Genomic DNA, 17,563 nt, shown 5'->3' with positions numbered 1-17,563 from the left:
GGGCATGTCGTTTCGATACGGTACGCACCCCTGCAGCCGCCCTGCCCTGCCGGGACGCCGCAACGCGCGCGCCTGGCGGACTGGACGAGCCCGGGGTGCCGACCCGGTCCGGCGCCTGGCGGCGCGGGGACCCGGCTTGGGATCAGGCCCGGCAACGGCCGGGCCCGCGCCCCGAGGCCTGTCAGGCCTGGCCGTCCTGCACTTCGACGAACTCTTCCTGGCCTTCGCCGCCTTCCTCGACCAGACCGTTCAGGTTCTGTTCGCGGCCTTCCAGCACGGCGTCGGCCATGCCCTTGGCATACAGCGCGATGGCCTTGGCGGAGTCGTCATTACCGGGAATGACGTAATCGATGCCGTCCGGCGAGTGGTTGGTGTCGACCACGGCCACGACCGGGATACCCAGCTTGCGCGCTTCGGCGATGGCGATCTTGTGATAGCCGACGTCGATGACGAACAGGGCGTCCGGCAGGCTGGTCATGTCCTTGATACCGCCCATGGACTTGTTCAGCTTTTCCAGTTCGCGCTGGAACAGCAGGCCTTCTTTCTTGATCATGCGCTCGGCGCCGCCTTCGGCGACGACGGTTTCCATGTCCTTCAGGCGCTTGATGGACGTCTTGACCGTCTTGAAGTTGGTCAGCATGCCGCCCAGCCAGCGGGCGTCGACATAGGGCATGCCGCAACGGGCGGCTTCGGCGGCGATAAGTTCGCGGGCCGCGCGCTTGGTGCCGACGAACAGGATGTTGCCGCCGCGGGCAGCCAGCTGCTTGACGAACTTGGTGGCCTCGACATACTTGCCGACGGTCTGCTCGAGGTTGATGATGTGGATCTTGTTACGCTGACCGAAGATGAACGGGGCCATCTTCGGATTCCAGTAACGGGTCTGGTGGCCGAAGTGCACGCCGGCTTCCAGCATTTCACGCATGAGGGACATAGCGATCTCCAAGGGTTTGGACTTGCGCCAGGCCCGCATCGGGGGGCCCGCTGTTCTATCATCAGCATGGCCGCCGACACCCTCGTTGGCTTGGCGCGCGATTCAAAGCGACCGGCAAGGCAGCGCGATCCGCGAACCTTGCAACGCCCAGGGACTGGCCAGGCGGACCAAGGCTGACCTTCCAACCTTGACCCTTGGCCTTGACCGGGGGCCTTGACCCTTGGCCTTGACCCTTGGCCTTGACCCTTGGCCTTGACCCTTGGTCTCGGTCCTTGGTCTCGGCCCTTGACCTTTACCTCGACCCTAACCTGCCCCGGAGCGTACTTCCCCCGCTTTTTCAGGGAAGCCTATAATTCTACTATTTTTCCAAGACAATCCTCAAGCTGATACATGGGCATAGTCACCGACCCCGCCGATCTCGACAAGATGCGCCTCGCCTGCCAGGACGCCGCGCGTGTACTGGATTACCTCACGCCTTTCGTCAAGCCCGGCGTCACCACCGGCGAGCTCGACCGGCTGGCCCTGGACTACCTGACCAACGAACTGAAGGTGAAGTCCGCGACGGTAGGCTACGCACCGCCCGGCTATCCGCCGTTTCCCGGAGCCATCTGCACCTCCGTCAATCACCAGGTATGCCACGGCATCCCGGGCGACAAGGTGCTAAAAAACGGGGACGTACTGAACATCGACGTTACCATCATCAAGGATGGCTGGTTCGGCGATACCAGCCGGATGTTCTACGTCGGCGAACCCTCCATCCTGGCGCGGCGCCTGACCGACATCACCTATGAGTGCATGTGGCTGGGCATCCGCCAGGTGCGCGCCGGCGCCACCCTGGGCGATATCGGCAACGCCATCCAGAAACACGCGGAAGGCAGCGGCTTTTCCGTGGTGCGCGAATTCTGCGGGCATGGCGTCGGCCGGCGCTTCCACGAGGACCCGCAGGTGCTCCACTACGGCAAGCCGGGCACGGGCGTCAAACTGGTACCCGGCATGATTTTCACGATCGAGCCTATGATCAATGCGGGCCGCCGGGAAATCCGCCAGTTGTCCGACGGCTGGACCGTGGTCACGCGCGACCACAGCCTGTCGGCGCAATGGGAACACACGGTGCTGGTCACGGAAACCGGCTACGAGGTGCTGACCGTCTCGCCGGGCATGCCGGCCCCGCCCGCCTTCGTCACCGAAACCGTCGCGGTCCCCGCGATCTAGCGCCCCGTCGATCCTGGAAGGACAGCCGTATGAGTTCGCAAGCCGCACCTTCCTTGGCGGCGCCGGAGTCCGGCGCCACGGACCTGCCGTCCCTGCGCGCGCGCATGCGCGCCAGGCGCGACGCCGCCATCGCCGCCTTCCGGGAACACGAGCGCCCCGATCCCCTGCTGCAGGAATTGCGGCGCATTACCGACCAGACGCTGCGCGACCTTATCAAGCAATGCCCGCTGCCGCCGGGCGCGGTACTGGCCGCGGTGGGCGGCTATGGCCGCGGCGAACTCTATCCGCATTCCGACGTCGACCTGCTCATCCTGCTGCCGCACGCGCCCTCCCCCGACGAAGAAGCAGCGGTGGAGCGGCTGGTGGCGGCGCTGTGGGACCTCGGCCTGGAGCCCGGTCACAGTGTGCGCACGATCGCCGACTGCGAGCGCGAGGCCGACGCCGACATCACGGTCGAAACGGCCTTGCTGGAATCGCGCTGGCTGGCGGGCAATCGCGCCCTGATGAAGGCCTTCGATACGGCCATGCGCGCGCGCCTGGACCCGGCCGTGTTCTTCAGCGCCAAGCGCGTCGAAATGCAGCAGCGCCATGCGCGCTACCAGGACACCCCCTACGCCCTGGAACCGAATTGCAAGGAGTCGCCCGGGGGCCTGCGCGACCTGCAGGTCATCATGTGGATGGCGCGCGCCGCCGGCTTCGGCGAAAGCTGGCGCGAGATCGCCAGGGCCGGCCTGTTGACGGCGTCCGAAGCGCGCGGCCTGCGGCGCGCCGAACAGGCCTTCAAGCGCCTGCGCATCGAACTGCACCTGATGTCAAAGCGGCGCGAGGACCGCGTGCTGTTCGACCTGCAGCCCGCGCTGGCCGAAGTCTACGGCATCAAGGCGACCGCCACGCGGCGCGCCAGCGAACTGATGATGCAGCGCTACTACTGGGCGGCTCGGCTGGTCACGCAATTGAATTCCATCCTGGTCCAGAACATCGAAGAACGGCTGTTTCCGCGGCCGGCGTCCGATGCGCGCGATATCGACGACGACTTCCGCAGCCTGCATGACCGCCTGGACGTCATCCGCGACGACGCCTTCGAGCGCAACCCCACCCTTCTGCTGCGCGCCTTCCTGGTCATGCAGCAGCATCCGCACCTGAACGGCATGTCGGCGCGCACGGTGCGGGCGATCTGGCACGCGCGCCACCGCATCGACGCGCAGTTCCGCCGCAATCCGGTCAACCGGCGCCTGTTCCTGCAGATCCTGCAGCAGCCGTCGGGCATCGTGCACGAGCTGCGCCGCATGACGATGCTGAACATCCTGCCGCGCTATCTGCCGGTGTTCCGCCGCATCGTCGGGCAGATGCAGCACGACTTGTTCCACGTGTATACGGTGGACCAGCACACGCTGACGGTGATCCGCAACCTGCGCCGCTTCACCATGCCGGAGCACGCCCAGGAATATCCCCTGGCCAGCCAGTTGATCTCCGAGCTGGACCGCCATTGGCTGTTGTACGTCGCCGCGCTTTTCCACGACATCGCCAAGGGCCGGGGCGGCGACCATTCCGAGCTGGGCGCGCGCGAAGTGCGCAAGTTCGCCCACGATCACGGGCTGGCGCCGGAAGACGCCGAACTGGTGGAATTCCTGGTCCGCCAGCATCTGCTGATGTCCACGGTGGCGCAGAAGCGCGACCTTTCGGACCCGGAGGTCGTGCGGGATTTCGCGGCCACGGTGAAAGACGAGCGCCACCTGACGGCCTTGTACCTGTTGACCGTGGCCGATATACGCGGCACCAGCCCCAAGGTCTGGAACGCCTGGAAAGGCAAACTGCTGGAAGACCTGTATCGCCTGACGCTGGGCGCACTGGGCGGCGCGCACCATGACGCCGACACCGTGCTCAATCACCGCAAGGCCGAGGCGGCCCGTCTGACGCGGCTGGCCGGCCTGCGCGACGACGCGCGCGAAGCCTTCTGGAAACAGCTGGACGTGGCCTACTTCCTGCGCCACGATGCCTCCGATATCGCCTGGCATACGCGCCACCTGTACCATCGCCCGGCCCCGGAGCAGGCGGTGGTCAAGGCGCGCCCCACGGAACAGGGCGAAGGCCTGCAGGTGATGGTCTATACCCGGGACGCGCCGGACCTGTTCGCGGCCATCTGCGGCTATTTCGACGCCAAATCCCTGAGCATCCAGGACGCGCGCATCCATACCACGCGCCACGGCTGGGCGCTGGACAGCTTCATCGTGCTGCTGCCCGACGGCGCCAGCGACCTGCGCGCGCAAGCGGCTCTGGTGGAACACGAACTGGCCGCGCGCCTGAAGGACCCGCAGACGTTCTCGCAGGCAGGCGCCGGCGGCGCGGCGCCGTATGGACGCGCGCGCCTGTCCAGGATGTCCCGGGTGTTCCCGGTGCCGCCACAGGCGGAATTGCAGCCCGACGAGCGCAGCAAATCCTGGCGGCTGTCCGTCACGGCCACCGACCGCCCGGGGCTGCTGCACGCCCTGGCGCGGGTTTTCGCCAGCCATGGTGTGAACCTGCAGATGGCCAAGGTCATGACGCTGGGCGACCGTGTGGAAGACGTTTTCATCATCGAAGGCGCCACGCTCGAAAGACCCCGCACGCAGATGCAGTTCGAACGCGCCATCCTGGATGCGCTGGCCGGGGATGGCGTACAGCGGGCCGCTGCGTGAACAAACCGGCGGCCGTCCGGATGAAATCCGACAAGGTATTGCCGCTTGGATGCCGCGAATAACATCCAGGCTGACGTGGCCCGGATTATTGCCGCACGCTTACAATCGGTTCTCCCTTTCGCCGGCGCCACTCTCCCATGCTCGTGCACGACTATCTGCTGGTATTCGGCCGCAGTTTCCTTTTCGCGCTTGCCACGCTGCTGCCGTTCCTGAATCCACCAGCGGTCGCGCCGATTTTCTGGACGCTGACCGAAGGCGCCTCCAGCGCGACCCGCACGGTCCTGGCCAAACGCGTCGCCATCAATGTGGGCGTGATGCTGACCATCGCCATGGTGGCCGGCAACGTTCTCTTGTCGTTCTTCGGCCTGTCGCTGGCCATCGTGCGGGTCGGCGGCGGCCTGCTGGTGATCACCAGCGCCTGGCGGCTGGTGAACTCGCCCGATGCCGGCGCGCAGAATGCCGCGCGGGCCGCCGAATCCTTCACGCCGGAAATGGCCAAGGCGCGGGCGTTCTATCCGCTTACCTTTCCCATCACCTGCGGTCCCGGCTCCATCGCCGCGGCAATCACGGTGGGCGCCTCGCTGCGCGAGCCCGACCGTATCGTCAGCCTGGTCAAACTGGCCGGATCGCTGCCCGGGATCCTGGTTACTTCGCTGAGCTTGTACGCCTGCCTGCGCTTCGCCGCCCAATTCCTGTACAGGCTGGGCGACAACGGCACCGCGGTGTTCATGCGCCTTTCCGCCTTCGTCATGCTATGCCTGGGCGTGCAGATCGTGTGGGACGGCGTGCATGAACTCCTGCTTGGCGTACTGGTCGAAGCCGTGGGCAATGGGGCCGGCAACCGCTGAGTTGCCGCCGCCGCGCCGGTCGGAAGGCCTTGTATCGGGATGCCTCTCGCGCGGGCGATCCCCACCCGTTTTCCCTTAAAGGATTAGAACAGTCATGATGTCGACTTCGCAACGCACACTGGTCCTGATCGCCGTCCTGGCCTTCGGCGCCGTCTGCATCGCGCTGGTGTCCCAATATGTCTTCGGCCTGCAGCCCTGCGCCTGGTGCGTATTGCAGCGGCTGATTTATATCGTCATCGGCATCGTCTGCCTGGTACTGGCCTTCCTGGGGCCGGTGCTGCGCCGGCTGGGCGCGCTGCTGGGCCTGGGGCTGGCCCTGTGCGGCGTGTGGGCCGCCTATTACCAATACACAGTGGCGTCGCAGCTGCTGTCGTGCTCGCAAACCTTCGCCGACAAATTCATCGCCGGCAGCGGCCTGGATGGCGCGCTGCCTTCGGTATTCGGCATCTACGCGACCTGCATGGACGCGGCCGTAAAGGTGCTTGGCGTGGAATACGCCGTGTGGAGCCTGGCGCTATTCGCGATCCTGGCCCTGCTGAGCCTGCGGGCGCTGCTGCGCCGGGCTTGATGCCCGGCGCCATTGTGCCGACGGGACCGGGCTACCCCGCCATTGGCGCCCGGTTCGATCCCCGTCAGGCGTCGTTGGCGGCGTAGCCCATGTTGAACATGAGCCCACCGCGGGCGGCCTCGTCGGACTCGCCGCGGCTCTGGCCCAGCCGCTCCAGGTACTCCGGCGTGATGTCGCCGGTGATGTACTGGCCGTCGAAGCAGGATGCCTCGAAGCGCGACATTGCCGGATTCAGGTCGCGCACCGCCTGCTGCATATTGTCCAGGTCCTGGTAGACCAGGGCGTCGGCGCCGATGGTCTGGGCGATTTCCTCGTCGCTGCGGCCCGTGGCGATGAGTTCGCGCTGGGTCGGCATGTCGATGCCATAGACATTGGGAAAGCGCACCGGCGGCGCGGCAGAAGCGAAGAACACCTTGTTGGCGCCCGCCGCGCGAGCCATTTCGACGATCTCCCGGCTGGTCGTTCCACGCACGATGGAATCGTCCACCAGGAGCACGTTCTTGCCCTGGAATTCGCGGCCGATGGCATTGAGCTTTTGCCGGACGGACTTCTTGCGCACGGCCTGCCCCGGCATGATGAAGGTACGGCCGACGTAGCGGTTCTTGATAAGGCCTTCGCGGTAATCCAGGTTCAGGCGGGCAGCCAGCTGCATGGCCGCTGGGCGCGAGGAATCCGGAATCGGCATGACGACGTCGATGTCGCCCAGCCGCATGCTGCGCGCCACCTTGTCCGCCAGGTATTCGCCCATGCGCAGGCGCGCGTCGTAGACCGACACGCCATCCATCAGCGAGTCGGGACGGGCGAAATACACGTACTCGAAGATGCAGGGCACGAGCTGGGCGTTTTCCGCGCACTGGCGGCTGTAGAACCGGCCATCCATGTCAATGAAGACGGCTTCGCCGGGGGCGACATCGCGCACGAAGCTGAAGCCGCTGCCTTCCAGCGCGACGGATTCGGACGCGGCCATCCACTCCACGCCGTGCTCGGTCTCCTGGCGGCCGATACACAGCGGGCGGATGCCGTAGGGATCGCGGAACGCCAGCAAGCCGTAGCCGGCGATCTGGGCCACCACCGCGTAGGCGCCCCGCACGCGGCGGTGCACGGCGGCGATGGCGCGGAAGATCGCGTCGTCGTCCAGCGAGATGCCGTTGGCGGCGGATTGCAGCTCGTGCGCCAGCACGTTCAGCAGGACTTCGGAGTCGGAATTGGTATTGATGTGGCGGCGGTCGATGCGGAACAGGGATTCGCGCAATTCCCGCCAGTTGGTCAGGTTGCCGTTGTGCGCCATCATGATGCCGAAGGGCGCGTTCACGTAGAACGGCTGGGCTTCTTCCTCGCTGGCGCTGGAACCGGCGGTGGGATAGCGAACCTGGCCGACGCCGCTATTGCCGGGCAGGGCCCGCATGTTGCGCGTGCGGAATACGTCGCGCACCAGGCCGTGGGCCTTGTACAGATTGAACTGGCTGCCCAACGCCGTGGCGATACCGGCCGCGTCCTGGCCCCGGTGCTGCAAGAGCAGCAAACTGTCATAGAGCAGCTGGTTGACCGGTCCGCGCCCCACGACCCCTACGATTCCACACATGGCAATTTCCTGTAGATCCTACTGCGTTCTATGCGTATGCATTCTTGCTATATGGCTGCGATGCGGCCGGGTTCAATACGGCAGCATCGACGCCAGCGACGGCGGCAACCACACTTTGGTATGTTTGACGGCTTCTGTGGCCGTATGGGAAAACATGGCGTCGCGCCACCAGGCTTCCTGGGGCAGCGGCGTGTAGCCGGCGACCGTGACCAGCACCAGCACGATCAGGGCCCCGCGCACCAGGCCGAACAGCCCGCCCAGCCCATGATCCGCCGGCGACAGCCCGGTGGTGCGGATCAGGGCGGACAGGGTCATGTTGACCAGTCCCACGCCCAGCAGCACGACCAGGAAAACGGCAGCATAGGCCGCGCCCATGCGCAGCACTGTCGTTTCGATCCAGGCAGCGAGCCAGCCATAGACCGTCGGCCCCCACCAGATCGCGGCGACAAACGCCAGGATGTAGGCCAGCAGGGAAAGAATCTCCTTGAGCAGACCCCGCACCAGGCCGAGCAGGCCCGATACGGCGATGATCGCCAGGACGACGAAATCGAACCCGGTCACTGCGCGGCGATGAAACCGTTGTCATAGCCCAGGGTGCGCAGCCTTGCCTGGGCCGCCTGGGCTGCCTCGCGCGAGGGGAATGGGCCCACGCGCAGCCGGTATTGCTGTTTGCCGCCGACCGAGGCTTCCTGGACGAAAGCGTTGGTCACGCCGGCCGAATGCAGTTTGTCGCGCCGGGCCTGGGCGTCCGCCTGGGTGGTATAGGCCGCGATCTGCAGCACGAAATTGCCCTTTGCATCCGCCGCGGCGCGCGCGTCCGTCGCCGGCTTGGCGGGCGCGCTGGCCGCGCCACGGCCTTCCAGCAGCGCCAGCGCCTTGCTGCCGTCGTCGGTGCGCGGCGCGGGTTCCGGCTTGGCGGCGGGCTTGGGTTCGGGGCGGGTTTCCGGCTTGGGTTCGGGCTTGGGCGCTTCGGCACGGCTGTCCGAACGGGGAACGGCGCGGCCGGCATCGGCATGTGCCGGATCGGTGCCGGGGCGCCCGGTATCCACCCTGCCCTGCGTGGCGGGCTTGCCGGCGTCGGCGGAGGTAAGCGGCTGGCCGGAACCCACCGGTGCCTGCCCGGATGCGGGCGCCGTCCCAGGAGCCTGGGCCCCGGGCGCAACCGGAGCGGCCACGCCGGCGGTCGCGGGCGTGCCCGTGCCCGTCGCGCCGGCGGACCCTGCATCGGCGGCTGGCGCCTGCGGCTCGGATACGGCAGGCTGGTAGGGTGAGTTGCGATCGGGGATACGGATGGGAATATCGTCGCTGACGCGGGCGGGCTCGGAATCCAGCACCATGGGCAGAATGATGACCGCCGCCAGCACCAGCGCCACGGCGCCCGCCAGGCGGCGCCTGGCCCGCCCACGGAGTTCGGCCGCCTGGGCCTCGCTGGATACGGAGGGGCGCGGCCGTCCCGTCGGTGCGTCGGACGCGGAATCTTTCCGATTAAACAGACCCATGAAGCACGAATTCCTTGCAGCCGGCGCGCCGATGCGCGTTGGAAACCCTATTGGACTGCCGCCACGGCATGGTGCGGGAGCGTGTCGCCGCCGGCGGTTTGAGGCTGGTCACGGTGGAGCGCTGGCGTAGATTGCGATCAGGATTTACGCCCCAGCGACTGGAGCACGGCGGCGACCGTGTAGAACGATCCGAACACCACGATTCTATCACCCTCGCCCGCCTGGGCGCGTGCCGCGGCATAGGCCTGCGCGGGGTCGTCATAAGGGCAGATCAGGGGCACGTCGTCGCCCGCCGCGGGCGGCGGCAGGGCCATCCGCACCTGTTCGGCCAGCCCCGCCCCGCTGCCGCCGCGCGGCCCGGGCAGGCCGGCGCAATACCAGCGGTCGATGCGGCCCGCCAGCTTGCCCACGACCCCGGCCACGTCCTTGTCGTTGAGCATCCCGAACACCGCGTAGGTATAGGGATGGAAGCCCATGTTGTCCAGGTTCTGGGCCAGCACGGCGGCGGCATGCGGGTTGTGCGCCACGTCCAGGATGACCGTGGGCTGGCCGGGCAGGATCTGGAAGCGGCCGGGCAGCGTGGCCTGCAGCAGCCCCTGGCGCACCGCCTGCTGCGGCACGGGCAGGCGGTCGCGCAAGACCTCCAGCACGGCCAGGGCGGCGGCGGCGTTGAGTAACTGGTTGGCGCCGCGCAGGGCGGGATAGGCCAGCGCGCCGCGCCGCTGCGCGCGACCGCCGTAGGCCCATTGCTGCCGGTCCCCGGAATAGTTGAAATCCCGGCCGAACAACCACAGGTCGGCGCCGATGGCGGCGGCGTGGTCCACCAGGCTGTGCGGCGGCATGGGGTCGGCGCAGATGGCCGGCTTGCCGGGACGGTAGATATGCGCTTTTTCGTAGCCGATCTTTTCGCGGGTGTCCCCCAGCCAGTCCATGTGGTCCAGGTCGACGCTGGTCACCACGGCGCAGTCGGCGTCCACGATATTGACCGCGTCCAGGCGGCCGCCCAGGCCGACTTCCAGGACGACCGCGTCCAGGCGCGACTGCGCGAACAGCCGCAGGGCCGCCAGCGTGGTGAATTCGAAATAGGTGAGAGAGGTATCGCCCCGGGCGGCTTCCACCGCCTGGAACTGGGCCACCAGATCCGCGTCCGAAGCGAGTTCGCCGTTGACGCGCACCCGTTCGTTGAAGTCGATCAAATGAGGCGAGGTGTACAGCCCGGTCTTGAATCCCGCCGCCAGCAGCATGGCTTCCAGCATGGCGCAGGTGGAACCCTTGCCGTTGGTGCCGCCGACCACGATCTTGGCGCAATCCAGCCGGATGTCGAGGCGCTGCGCCACCTGGCGAACCCGCTCCAGGCCCAGATCGATGGTTTTGGGATGCAGCGATTCCAGGTATGCCAGCCACTGGGACAAGGTGGCGGCGGCCGGCGGGGCGGTAGGAGACATGGCGGAGAACGAAACTGAAGCAAACGGAATTTTAACAGGGGCCGTCGTACGCGGCCGGGCTGTGCGGCGCGGAGGCTGGCCCCAGCCTGCGCGGCCCGACCTACGCGGCCCGGCTGCCCGGCCCGGCCTGCGCGGCCCGGCCTGCGCGGCCCGGCCTAAAGTTTTGGCGCGCTCTGCCGTTACGTGGTTGTCTACCCAGAAACCCGCGTCGCCGACGCACTGCAGAAGTGGAGTCCTTATGGCTGTCAGCCCTATTGCCCCCGCGGCCCATCCGGTCCAGCCCGTCGAGGCGCAGCCGGCCCCCCTGCCCGACGCCGCCGTTCTGGTGACTCCCTCGGGCGACGCGCAGAAAAGCGGCGACACGGGTGGCGCGACCACCGGCGGCGGCTCCGGCCAGTCGCCGGATCAGCAACTGCCGCTGGACCGCGCGCTGCAGAAGATCAACGAGCAGATGCAGGCCTGGTCGACGCAGATGCAGTTCGATATCGACCCCGATACCCAGCGGGTGGTGGTGTCCATCAAGGACACGAAAACTGGGGACGTCATCAAGACCATTCCCAGCGAGACGGTCCTGAATATCGCCAAGATGATCACCAAATTACAGGGCGGTGGGGTCGAAACCAGCGCCTGAAAGCGGCCGCGCGACCGAAAGCCCCGAACAACGCCGCCTTATGCCGCTTGCCCGACGTATCGGTACGGCAAGGCGTTTGACAGAATAAGCACATCAAGGAAACAGCACGATGGCAACCTCCGCCCTTCCGCCTATCACCTCCCTGGGTTCCGGCTCGAATCTGGATCTGCAAGGCATCCTGGAAAGTCTGCAGGACAACGAAAGACAGGCCCTGGTTCCCATCAAGAACCAGCAGACCCTGATCACGACCCAGCTGTCGGCCTATGGGACCCTGCAGCAGGGGATCGAAACCCTGCAGACCGCTGCCAACGCCCTGAGCGATCCCAAGACCTACAGCGTCACGACGGCCTCCATCGTGGGCGGCAGCGACGCCTTCACGGTAAAGACCTCGGCCGGGGCCACGCCCGCCACCTACAAGGTGTCGGTCGAGCAACTGGCGACCGCGTCGCAGCTGAAGTCGGGCGCCATCGCCGATCGCACGGCGAAATTGGGCACCGGCGGCACGATCACCGTGACCTTGGCCGACGGCACGTCGGAGACGATCGATATCAGCAAGGACACCTCGCTGAACGGCATTGCCAAGGCGATCAACGCGGACGACAAGTCCGGCGTCACGGCCACCATCCTTACCGACGGGTCCGGCAAGAGCTATCTGCAATTGACGTCCAAGGATACCGGCACGCAGGCGGCGGTCGCCAAGATCACGTCGACCAACACCACCATCCAGAACGCGCTGGGCTACGACGCGTCCGCGACGCCCACCGGTGGCATGACGCAGTCGCAGGCCGCCACCGATGCCAAGGTCATCATCAACGACGTCGAGATCATCAGCGGGTCCAACACCCTGGACTCCAATATCGACAACGTCACGATTACGCTGAATGACGTCACGACCTCTCCCGTGACGGTGAAGGTCGCTTCGGACACGTCGGGCGTCGTATCGGCCACCCAGAACTTCGTCTCGGCATACAACGCGCTGCAAAAAATGGTGGCGCAGATGACGAAGTACGATCCGACCTCGGACCAGTCGTCGGTGCTGACCGGCGACAGCACCACGCGATCGATTTCCTCCACGGTGGCCAGCGCCCTGCGCGTGCTCGGATCCGCCACCGATACGCTGAAGACCATCCAGGACCTGGGCATCACCACGGATCCGACCGATGGCACGCTGGACCTGAACCTGGACACGATCGACAGCACGCACCTGCATTCGCTGAACGATTCGCTCAGCAGCAATCCCAAGGACGTGGCGGATATCCTGACGGCCCTGGGCAAGAGCGTGAGCACGGCGGTAGGCGGCATCCTGGGCTCCAACGGCACGCTGGCCGCCCGGACGGCCGGCCTGACCGAGACCCAGAAAAACCTGCAGGACCAGTATGACAACATGAACGACCGCATCGACGCGGACATCGCCAACATCCGTGCGCAGTTCGTCCAGCTGGACGCCTTCGTCGCACAGATGAACAGCACGAGCTCCTATCTGACGCAGCAGTTCGCCGCGCTTTCGAATTCGAACAAATAATGGCCTACGCATCGCGCCGTCCCGACAACGCCTACTCGGTGCGTTCCTACGCCGATGTAGGCCTGGAAACGCAGGTCATGAGCGCCAGCGCCGAACGGCTGATCACGCTGCTTTATACGGCGGCGCGAGCGGCCATCGGGCAAGCGCGGATCCATATCGAACAGGGCAATGTGGCGCCGCGCGCGGCCGCGCTCAGCAAGGCGATCCGGCTGATCGACGAGGGCCTGAAGCAGGCCCTGGATCTGGAAACCGGCGGCGAGGTCGCGGCCAATCTGAACCGGCTGTACGACTACGTGCTGCGCACGCTGGTCGAGGCCAACCTGAAGGCCGATGCCGCGCTGCTGGAATCCGCCGACGCCCTGCTCGCCCAGCTGCAGGAAGCCTGGCAAATATCCGTGGATCGCCAGGGCGACGCCGCCAGAAGCTGACCGCCCGGACATCTCAATACTATCGTTGCCGTTACAAGGCCATTTATGTCGTCCCAGTCCTCGCAAATTATTCTCGAGCTTTATCGCGAGATCGTCGCGGTCACCACGGCGATGCTGAATTCAGCACGGGCACAGGACTGGAGCAGCGTCCTGCAGTTCGGGCAGACGTACTGCGAGATCGTGGAACGCCTGCGGACCATCGGGGTGACCGAACCGCTGGACGACGCGGAACGCCGCCAGAAGCACGACATGCTGGTGCAGATCCTCGAAAACGACGCCAATACGCGCGACCTGGCGATTCCCGAGCTCGCGCGCATGAGCGAACTGCTGGGCCGCATGAAGCGCCAGCAGGCCGCACTTAACGCCTACGGATTCAAGGCGCACGTGGTATGAGCGTCGGTCCTACCGCGCTCAGCTCGCTGCTGGTGCAGCGGCTGGACGCCGTGCTGGGAACGCAGCTCGCGCAACAAGGAAGCACCAACACCGCACTGCGGGATGCCGTCATCCCGCCCGCCGGCCCCGACGGCCTGCGCCCCGACCCGCGGGGACGCGGCGGGGACCAACTCGGCAACCTGACGGGCCGCGAACGCGCCGCCCTGCGGGAAGCCGCCGAACAGGCCGATCTGGCCGCGGCGCTGCGCAGCCGTTTCGTCAGCACCGACACCACGCCATCCGCGCCCACCACACTGGGGCAGACCGCGCGCGTCATCCTTACCCTGCTCGCGCAATACCCGGAGACGGCTCCCGCCCTGGCGGGCAAGGCCCCGCTGTGGTCGGGCGATGCGGCGCCGGACGGCACCGCGCAGGACGCGGCGGGACGCCCCGGACAGGCCGGCACCGGCGCCGCCGATCCCCGTGCCATCGCGGGACCGGGCGGCGACAAGGGAACGGGCCAGGAAGCCGGCGGCCAGAATGCGGCCGCCAATGCGTCGGCCGGGTCGGCCCGCAACGCGGCCGCGGGCGGCGCCGCGCCGGCCCTGTCGTCCGCGGCGGCCGCGGACGATGGCTCGCCCACGACGGCCGCGACGCGGGCGGACAACGCCGCCGGCGCGCAGCAGGCGCAGGCCGCGCGTGCGGCGACGCTGCCCTCCGGCGGCCCGCAGCCCGGCCCGCTGGCCCAGGCGCTCAGGCAGGCCATCGAAAGCAGCGGCGTGTTCTACGAATCGCACCTGGGCGATGTCGCGTTCGGGCAGCGCACCGTGGCGCAGGTACGCGGCGAGCCGCAGGCCGCCCTGGACGCCGGCCAGGCGCAACCCATCCAGACGCCCGTGCCCAAGCAGTCCATCCTGGCGGACCAGCCCCGCTTCAACCTGCCGACCCATGCCGCGCCGACCATGGCGCAGGCGGACGGCACGCCCAGCGGCGGTGCCGCGTCGACGTGGTCCGCGTCCACGCCCGGCCACGCCCCCGCGCCGCCGCCGGGCATCCACCCGGACGCCACCCTGCTGGTGCGACAGCAGCTGGAGGTCCTGGCCAACCAGACATTGGCCTGGGAAGGCACCGCCTGGCCAGGCGCGGGCATGTGGTGGGAAATCCGCCGCGAATCGCGGGACGAGAACGCCTACGCCGATGCCGATATCGAGCCCCCGGCGGGCTGGGCCACCCGGGTGGTGCTGACCATGCCGCGCCTGGGAACGGTGGAAGCGAATATTTCCTTGTCCGGCCAACGCCTGGCCTTGCAGATCGTCGCCCCGGAAAGCGAGAGCGAAATCGCCGCCGGGGGCAACGACCTGCGCAAGCGCCTGGAAAGCGCCGGCCTGCAACTGACTCAACTGAGCGTCAGCGCGCACGCGCCAGCCCCGGAGCCCGCGCCGTGACCTTGCCGACCGCCAGCAACGAAGACCCGCCGCGCGCCGCCGCGGTCGCCCTGTCCTACCAGGACGGCGAGACCGCCCCGCGCGTCGTCGCCAAGGGCTATGGCACCCTGGCCGACACCATCATACGAACCGCCCGCGAGAACGGCATGTACGTCCATCAGTCGCCCGAGCTGGTCGGCTTGCTGATGCAGGTGGACCTGGATGCGCACATACCGCCCCAGCTGTATCTCGCGGTCGCCGAACTGCTGGCATGGCTTTATCGGCTGGAAGCACGGCCCGACAAGGCGCCGCCGGGTATGCCGCAAATCAAAATCGATTGATATCCACGCTGGAACCGCCATGCCGTTGAACGAGCCTGAATCGGACTTTCTGTTGACGCGGCCGGAGGAAATACGCTCCGCCATTTTCGAGCTGACGCACCAGGACTGCACGACCCTGGTGCGCGATGCCGCCGATCGCGAGACCGCGATACTGGTCCTGGGCATCGATAAACAGACCGACCATTTCTTCTGGCGCCCGCGCGATTTCGCCGGTTCGGACTTCGCGACCAACGACACCCGGGGCTTGCGGGTCGGTACGGTGCTGCAATTCCACGGCAACGGCTACGGCGGCGTACAGATCCACTTCCGCGTGCCGCGCCCCGAGCTGGTCCGTTTCGATGACGGCAGCGCGGCCTTCGTGTCACCGCTGCCCGAACGCGTGTCGCGCATCCAGCGCCGCAAGCTGTTTCGCGCTTCGGTCATTGGCACGGCCGTACGCTGCGCCGGCCAATGGCGACCCGATCCGGCGTCCAAGCCCATCCTGTTTTCCATCCGCGATATTTCGGTGGAGGGCATAGGCCTGCGCGTGGAACGGCTTGCCGCCGAATTGCCGCCCGCCGGCGCGCTCATGGAAGACGTCTACCTGGATTTCGGCGATCTGGGCAATATAACGACGCAGCTGCGGATACGCACGGTGATTCCGCTTTCCGGACAACCGCTGCCGCAAGCCGCGGAAGACGGCGCCGATGCCGCGCGCGAGGGAACGGGCGAAGCGCCTGCCGCGCCGGCCTTGCGTCCCAGCCTGAGCATCCAGGATCCGCTGACCCATATCGGCGCGGAGTTCGCCGCGCTCAATGGACGTCAGGAAGCCTGGCTGCAGCAAGTGGTGTGGCGCCTGGAGAAGGCGCGCGCCGCGATCTAGCGCACCGCGCCCCGTTGCCGGACCGGGTGCGACCCTTCCCGTCTAGGTGGGATCGGCCGCCTGGTCCACCCACGGCACTTCCCGCACCTCGCCATCCTGGGCGGCCGAGGGGAAGTAATGCAGGGCGATTTCCTCCGGCGGCATGGGCTTGCCCAGCAGCCACCCCTGCACGCGATGGCATTGCAGGGCGTTCAGGATGGCGTACTGGCCTTCCGTTTCGACGCCCTCGGCGACGATTTCCCGGTTCAGGCGACGCGATAGCTCGACAATGGTGCCCACGATGGCCTGGGCGCTGGAATCGCTTTCCAGGTTGCGCACGAAAGACCGGTCGATCTTGATCGTGTCGAAAGGCAGTTGCCGCAGATAGCCCAGGCTGGAATAACCCGTGCCGAAATCGTCGATGGCGATCCGCACGCCGGCCCGGCGCAGCTCGGCCAGGCGCGAGATCTCTCCCCCTTCCGCCGCCACCAGGACGCCTTCGGTGATTTCCAGTTCCAGTCGCTCGGCCTTCAGGCCGGTGCGGTCCATCACCGCCCGCACATCGCGGACAAGCTGGATTTTTTCGAGCTGCACCGGCGACAGGTTCACCGACAGGTACCAGGGCTCGGGCCAGGTGGCGGCCTCGGCGCAGGCGGTCTCCAGCACCCATGCCCCCAAGGGCACGATCAACTCGGTTTGCTCGGCCAGGGGAATGAACTGCATGGGCGCGACCAGGCCCCGATGCGGATGGTTCCAGCGCAGCAATGCCTCGAAGCCCACCAGCGTACGGGTGCCGGCGCTGTAGATGGGCTGGTAATGGACATAGAGCTGCCCCGTTTCCTGCATGGCCTGGCGCAGGTCTTCTTCCAGGGCCTCGGAATCGGCCACCTGGGACAGGCCCAGGACGCTCTGGCCGCTGCGGGTGATCCGCACCGCGCGCAGGATGGCTTCCGACCGGACCAGGTGCAAGGCCAGGAACAGCAGCAGCCCCGAGGGCACCACCACGATCAGCGCAAGCAGTATCCAGTGGAATCCGGCGATATGGGCGATCCCGGTATCCCACAGATACCAGATCGGCAACAGGCACATCGCCGCGACCAGCGCCATGGCTCCGCCACCGCCCAGGGCGCCGCGGGCGCGCCGGGAAATGAACCATGTTGTCAGCAGCACGACGCCGATGATCTCGAACTGGATTACGGCTACGACAAGCAATGTAAGAGTGTCAAGCATCGCACACCGTCGAC

The 17,563-nt window shown here is 67.0% G+C and carries 17 protein-coding genes; 11 read left to right on the top strand and 6 right to left on the bottom strand.

What is annotated here, in order from left to right:
* Positions 1 to 181: 181 nt before the first annotated feature.
* A complete protein-coding gene (rpsB, locus tag BAU06_RS11610) occupies positions 182 to 931 on the bottom strand; it encodes a 30S ribosomal protein S2 (protein ID WP_066349088.1) in 750 nt (249 codons plus the stop codon).
* Positions 932 to 1,321: 390 nt separating this feature from the next.
* On the opposite strand from rpsB, the gene map reads away from it, so the two are divergent.
* The 4 genes from map to BAU06_RS11590 all read left to right on the top strand — a co-directional run bounded on the left by map (position 1,322) and on the right by BAU06_RS11590 (position 6,234).
* Positions 1,322 to 2,143: a type I methionyl aminopeptidase gene (gene map, locus BAU06_RS11605; RefSeq protein WP_066349083.1), complete on the top strand. Its 822-nt coding sequence runs from the start codon at positions 1,322 to 1,324 to the stop codon at positions 2,141 to 2,143.
* Between the two features lie 29 nt (positions 2,144 to 2,172).
* Positions 2,173 to 4,818: a [protein-PII] uridylyltransferase gene (locus BAU06_RS11600; RefSeq protein ID WP_082993640.1), complete on the top strand. Its 2,646-nt coding sequence runs from the start codon at positions 2,173 to 2,175 to the stop codon at positions 4,816 to 4,818.
* Positions 4,819 to 4,955: 137 nt separating this feature from the next.
* Complete coding sequence (locus BAU06_RS11595; RefSeq protein WP_066349082.1) at positions 4,956 to 5,666, top strand: MarC family protein; 711 nt, start codon at positions 4,956 to 4,958, stop codon at positions 5,664 to 5,666.
* 94 nt (positions 5,667 to 5,760) lie between these two features.
* Positions 5,761 to 6,234 carry a disulfide bond formation protein B gene (locus BAU06_RS11590; RefSeq protein WP_066349081.1) on the top strand — a complete coding sequence of 158 codons (474 nt, stop codon included), beginning with the start codon at positions 5,761 to 5,763 and terminating at the stop codon, positions 6,232 to 6,234.
* Between the two features lie 64 nt (positions 6,235 to 6,298).
* On the opposite strand, the gene purF is transcribed toward BAU06_RS11590, so the two are convergent.
* The 4 genes from purF to folC form a co-directional block, all read right to left on the bottom strand.
* Positions 6,299 to 7,816 carry an amidophosphoribosyltransferase gene (purF, locus tag BAU06_RS11585; RefSeq protein ID WP_066349076.1) on the bottom strand — a complete coding sequence of 506 codons (1,518 nt, stop codon included), beginning with the start codon at positions 7,814 to 7,816 and terminating at the stop codon, positions 6,299 to 6,301.
* A 72-nt stretch (positions 7,817 to 7,888) separates the two neighbouring features.
* Complete coding sequence (locus tag BAU06_RS11580) at positions 7,889 to 8,377, bottom strand: CvpA family protein (RefSeq protein ID WP_066349073.1); 489 nt, start codon at positions 8,375 to 8,377, stop codon at positions 7,889 to 7,891.
* Positions 8,374 to 9,315: an SPOR domain-containing protein gene (locus BAU06_RS11575; protein ID WP_066349071.1), complete on the bottom strand. Its 942-nt coding sequence runs from the start codon at positions 9,313 to 9,315 to the stop codon at positions 8,374 to 8,376. Before BAU06_RS11575 ends, BAU06_RS11580 begins: the two co-directional genes overlap by 4 nt.
* Positions 9,316 to 9,452: 137 nt before the next feature.
* Positions 9,453 to 10,760 (bottom strand): bifunctional tetrahydrofolate synthase/dihydrofolate synthase, encoded by a 1,308-nt coding sequence (folC, locus tag BAU06_RS11570; protein WP_066349069.1) that lies wholly within the window; start codon positions 10,758 to 10,760, stop codon positions 9,453 to 9,455.
* 238 nt (positions 10,761 to 10,998) lie between these two features.
* Here folC and BAU06_RS11565 point away from each other — a divergent pair, with 238 nt between their 5' ends.
* The 7 genes from BAU06_RS11565 (at position 10,999) to BAU06_RS11535 (ending at position 16,340) form a co-directional block, all read left to right on the top strand.
* On the top strand, positions 10,999 to 11,391 hold the full coding sequence (locus tag BAU06_RS11565) for a flagellar protein FlaG (protein WP_066349067.1): 393 nt from the start codon (positions 10,999 to 11,001) through the stop codon (positions 11,389 to 11,391).
* A gap of 109 nt (positions 11,392 to 11,500) precedes the next feature.
* Entirely contained in the window at positions 11,501 to 12,913 is a 1,413-nt protein-coding gene (gene fliD, locus BAU06_RS11560) for a flagellar filament capping protein FliD (protein WP_066349063.1), read from the top strand.
* Positions 12,913 to 13,341, top strand: a complete 429-nt coding sequence (gene fliS / locus BAU06_RS11555; protein WP_066349061.1) for a flagellar export chaperone FliS — start codon at positions 12,913 to 12,915, stop codon at positions 13,339 to 13,341. Before fliD ends, fliS begins: the two co-directional genes overlap by 1 nt.
* Before the next feature lie 45 nt (positions 13,342 to 13,386).
* The gene (locus BAU06_RS11550) at positions 13,387 to 13,734 is read left to right on the top strand and encodes a flagellar protein FliT (protein WP_066349055.1); all 348 of its coding nucleotides are present in this window, start codon (positions 13,387 to 13,389) and stop codon (positions 13,732 to 13,734) included.
* The gene (gene fliK / locus BAU06_RS11545; RefSeq protein ID WP_066349050.1) at positions 13,731 to 15,158 is read left to right on the top strand and encodes a flagellar hook-length control protein FliK; all 1,428 of its coding nucleotides are present in this window, start codon (positions 13,731 to 13,733) and stop codon (positions 15,156 to 15,158) included. Before BAU06_RS11550 ends, fliK begins: the two co-directional genes overlap by 4 nt.
* A complete protein-coding gene (locus BAU06_RS11540; protein WP_066349044.1) occupies positions 15,155 to 15,478 on the top strand; it encodes an EscU/YscU/HrcU family type III secretion system export apparatus switch protein in 324 nt (107 codons plus the stop codon). Before fliK ends, BAU06_RS11540 begins: the two co-directional genes overlap by 4 nt.
* Before the next feature lie 19 nt (positions 15,479 to 15,497).
* Positions 15,498 to 16,340 (top strand): flagellar brake protein, encoded by an 843-nt coding sequence (locus BAU06_RS11535; protein WP_066349043.1) that lies wholly within the window; start codon positions 15,498 to 15,500, stop codon positions 16,338 to 16,340.
* A 42-nt stretch (positions 16,341 to 16,382) separates the two neighbouring features.
* Here BAU06_RS11535 and BAU06_RS11530 read toward each other — a convergent pair whose 3' ends face one another.
* Positions 16,383 to 17,549 carry a putative bifunctional diguanylate cyclase/phosphodiesterase gene (locus BAU06_RS11530; protein ID WP_082993639.1) on the bottom strand — a complete coding sequence of 389 codons (1,167 nt, stop codon included), beginning with the start codon at positions 17,547 to 17,549 and terminating at the stop codon, positions 16,383 to 16,385.
* Between the last annotated feature and the right edge of the window lie 14 nt (positions 17,550 to 17,563).

The organism is Bordetella bronchialis, from assembly GCF_001676705.1.
In the GTDB taxonomy this organism is placed as follows: Bacteria; Pseudomonadota; Gammaproteobacteria; order Burkholderiales; family Burkholderiaceae_B; genus Bordetella_C; species Bordetella_C bronchialis.
Note: the sequence above shows the minus strand (reverse complement) of the source record. Positions and strands in the feature narration are given on the sequence as shown.

Excerpts from the sequence above, each read along its gene's own strand:
- rpsB (WP_066349088.1), bottom strand. The coding sequence starts at position 931 with ATGTCCCTCATGCGTGAAATGCTGGAAGCCGGCGTGCACTTCGGCCAC.
- map (WP_066349083.1), top strand. The coding sequence starts at position 1,322 with ATGGGCATAGTCACCGACCCCGCCGATCTCGACAAGATGCGCCTCGCC.
- BAU06_RS11600 (WP_082993640.1), top strand. The coding sequence starts at position 2,173 with ATGAGTTCGCAAGCCGCACCTTCCTTGGCGGCGCCGGAGTCCGGCGCC.
- BAU06_RS11595 (WP_066349082.1), top strand. The coding sequence starts at position 4,956 with ATGCTCGTGCACGACTATCTGCTGGTATTCGGCCGCAGTTTCCTTTTC.
- BAU06_RS11590 (WP_066349081.1), top strand. The coding sequence starts at position 5,761 with ATGATGTCGACTTCGCAACGCACACTGGTCCTGATCGCCGTCCTGGCC.
- purF (WP_066349076.1), bottom strand. The coding sequence starts at position 7,816 with ATGTGTGGAATCGTAGGGGTCGTGGGGCGCGGACCGGTCAACCAGCTG.
- BAU06_RS11575 (WP_066349071.1), bottom strand. The coding sequence starts at position 9,315 with ATGGGTCTGTTTAATCGGAAAGATTCCGCGTCCGACGCACCGACGGGA.
- folC (WP_066349069.1), bottom strand. The coding sequence starts at position 10,760 with ATGTCTCCTACCGCCCCGCCGGCCGCCGCCACCTTGTCCCAGTGGCTG.
- BAU06_RS11565 (WP_066349067.1), top strand. The coding sequence starts at position 10,999 with ATGGCTGTCAGCCCTATTGCCCCCGCGGCCCATCCGGTCCAGCCCGTC.
- fliD (WP_066349063.1), top strand. The coding sequence starts at position 11,501 with ATGGCAACCTCCGCCCTTCCGCCTATCACCTCCCTGGGTTCCGGCTCG.
- fliS (WP_066349061.1), top strand. The coding sequence starts at position 12,913 with ATGGCCTACGCATCGCGCCGTCCCGACAACGCCTACTCGGTGCGTTCC.
- BAU06_RS11550 (WP_066349055.1), top strand. The coding sequence starts at position 13,387 with ATGTCGTCCCAGTCCTCGCAAATTATTCTCGAGCTTTATCGCGAGATC.
- fliK (WP_066349050.1), top strand. The coding sequence starts at position 13,731 with ATGAGCGTCGGTCCTACCGCGCTCAGCTCGCTGCTGGTGCAGCGGCTG.
- BAU06_RS11535 (WP_066349043.1), top strand. The coding sequence starts at position 15,498 with ATGCCGTTGAACGAGCCTGAATCGGACTTTCTGTTGACGCGGCCGGAG.
- BAU06_RS11530 (WP_082993639.1), bottom strand. The coding sequence starts at position 17,549 with ATGCTTGACACTCTTACATTGCTTGTCGTAGCCGTAATCCAGTTCGAG.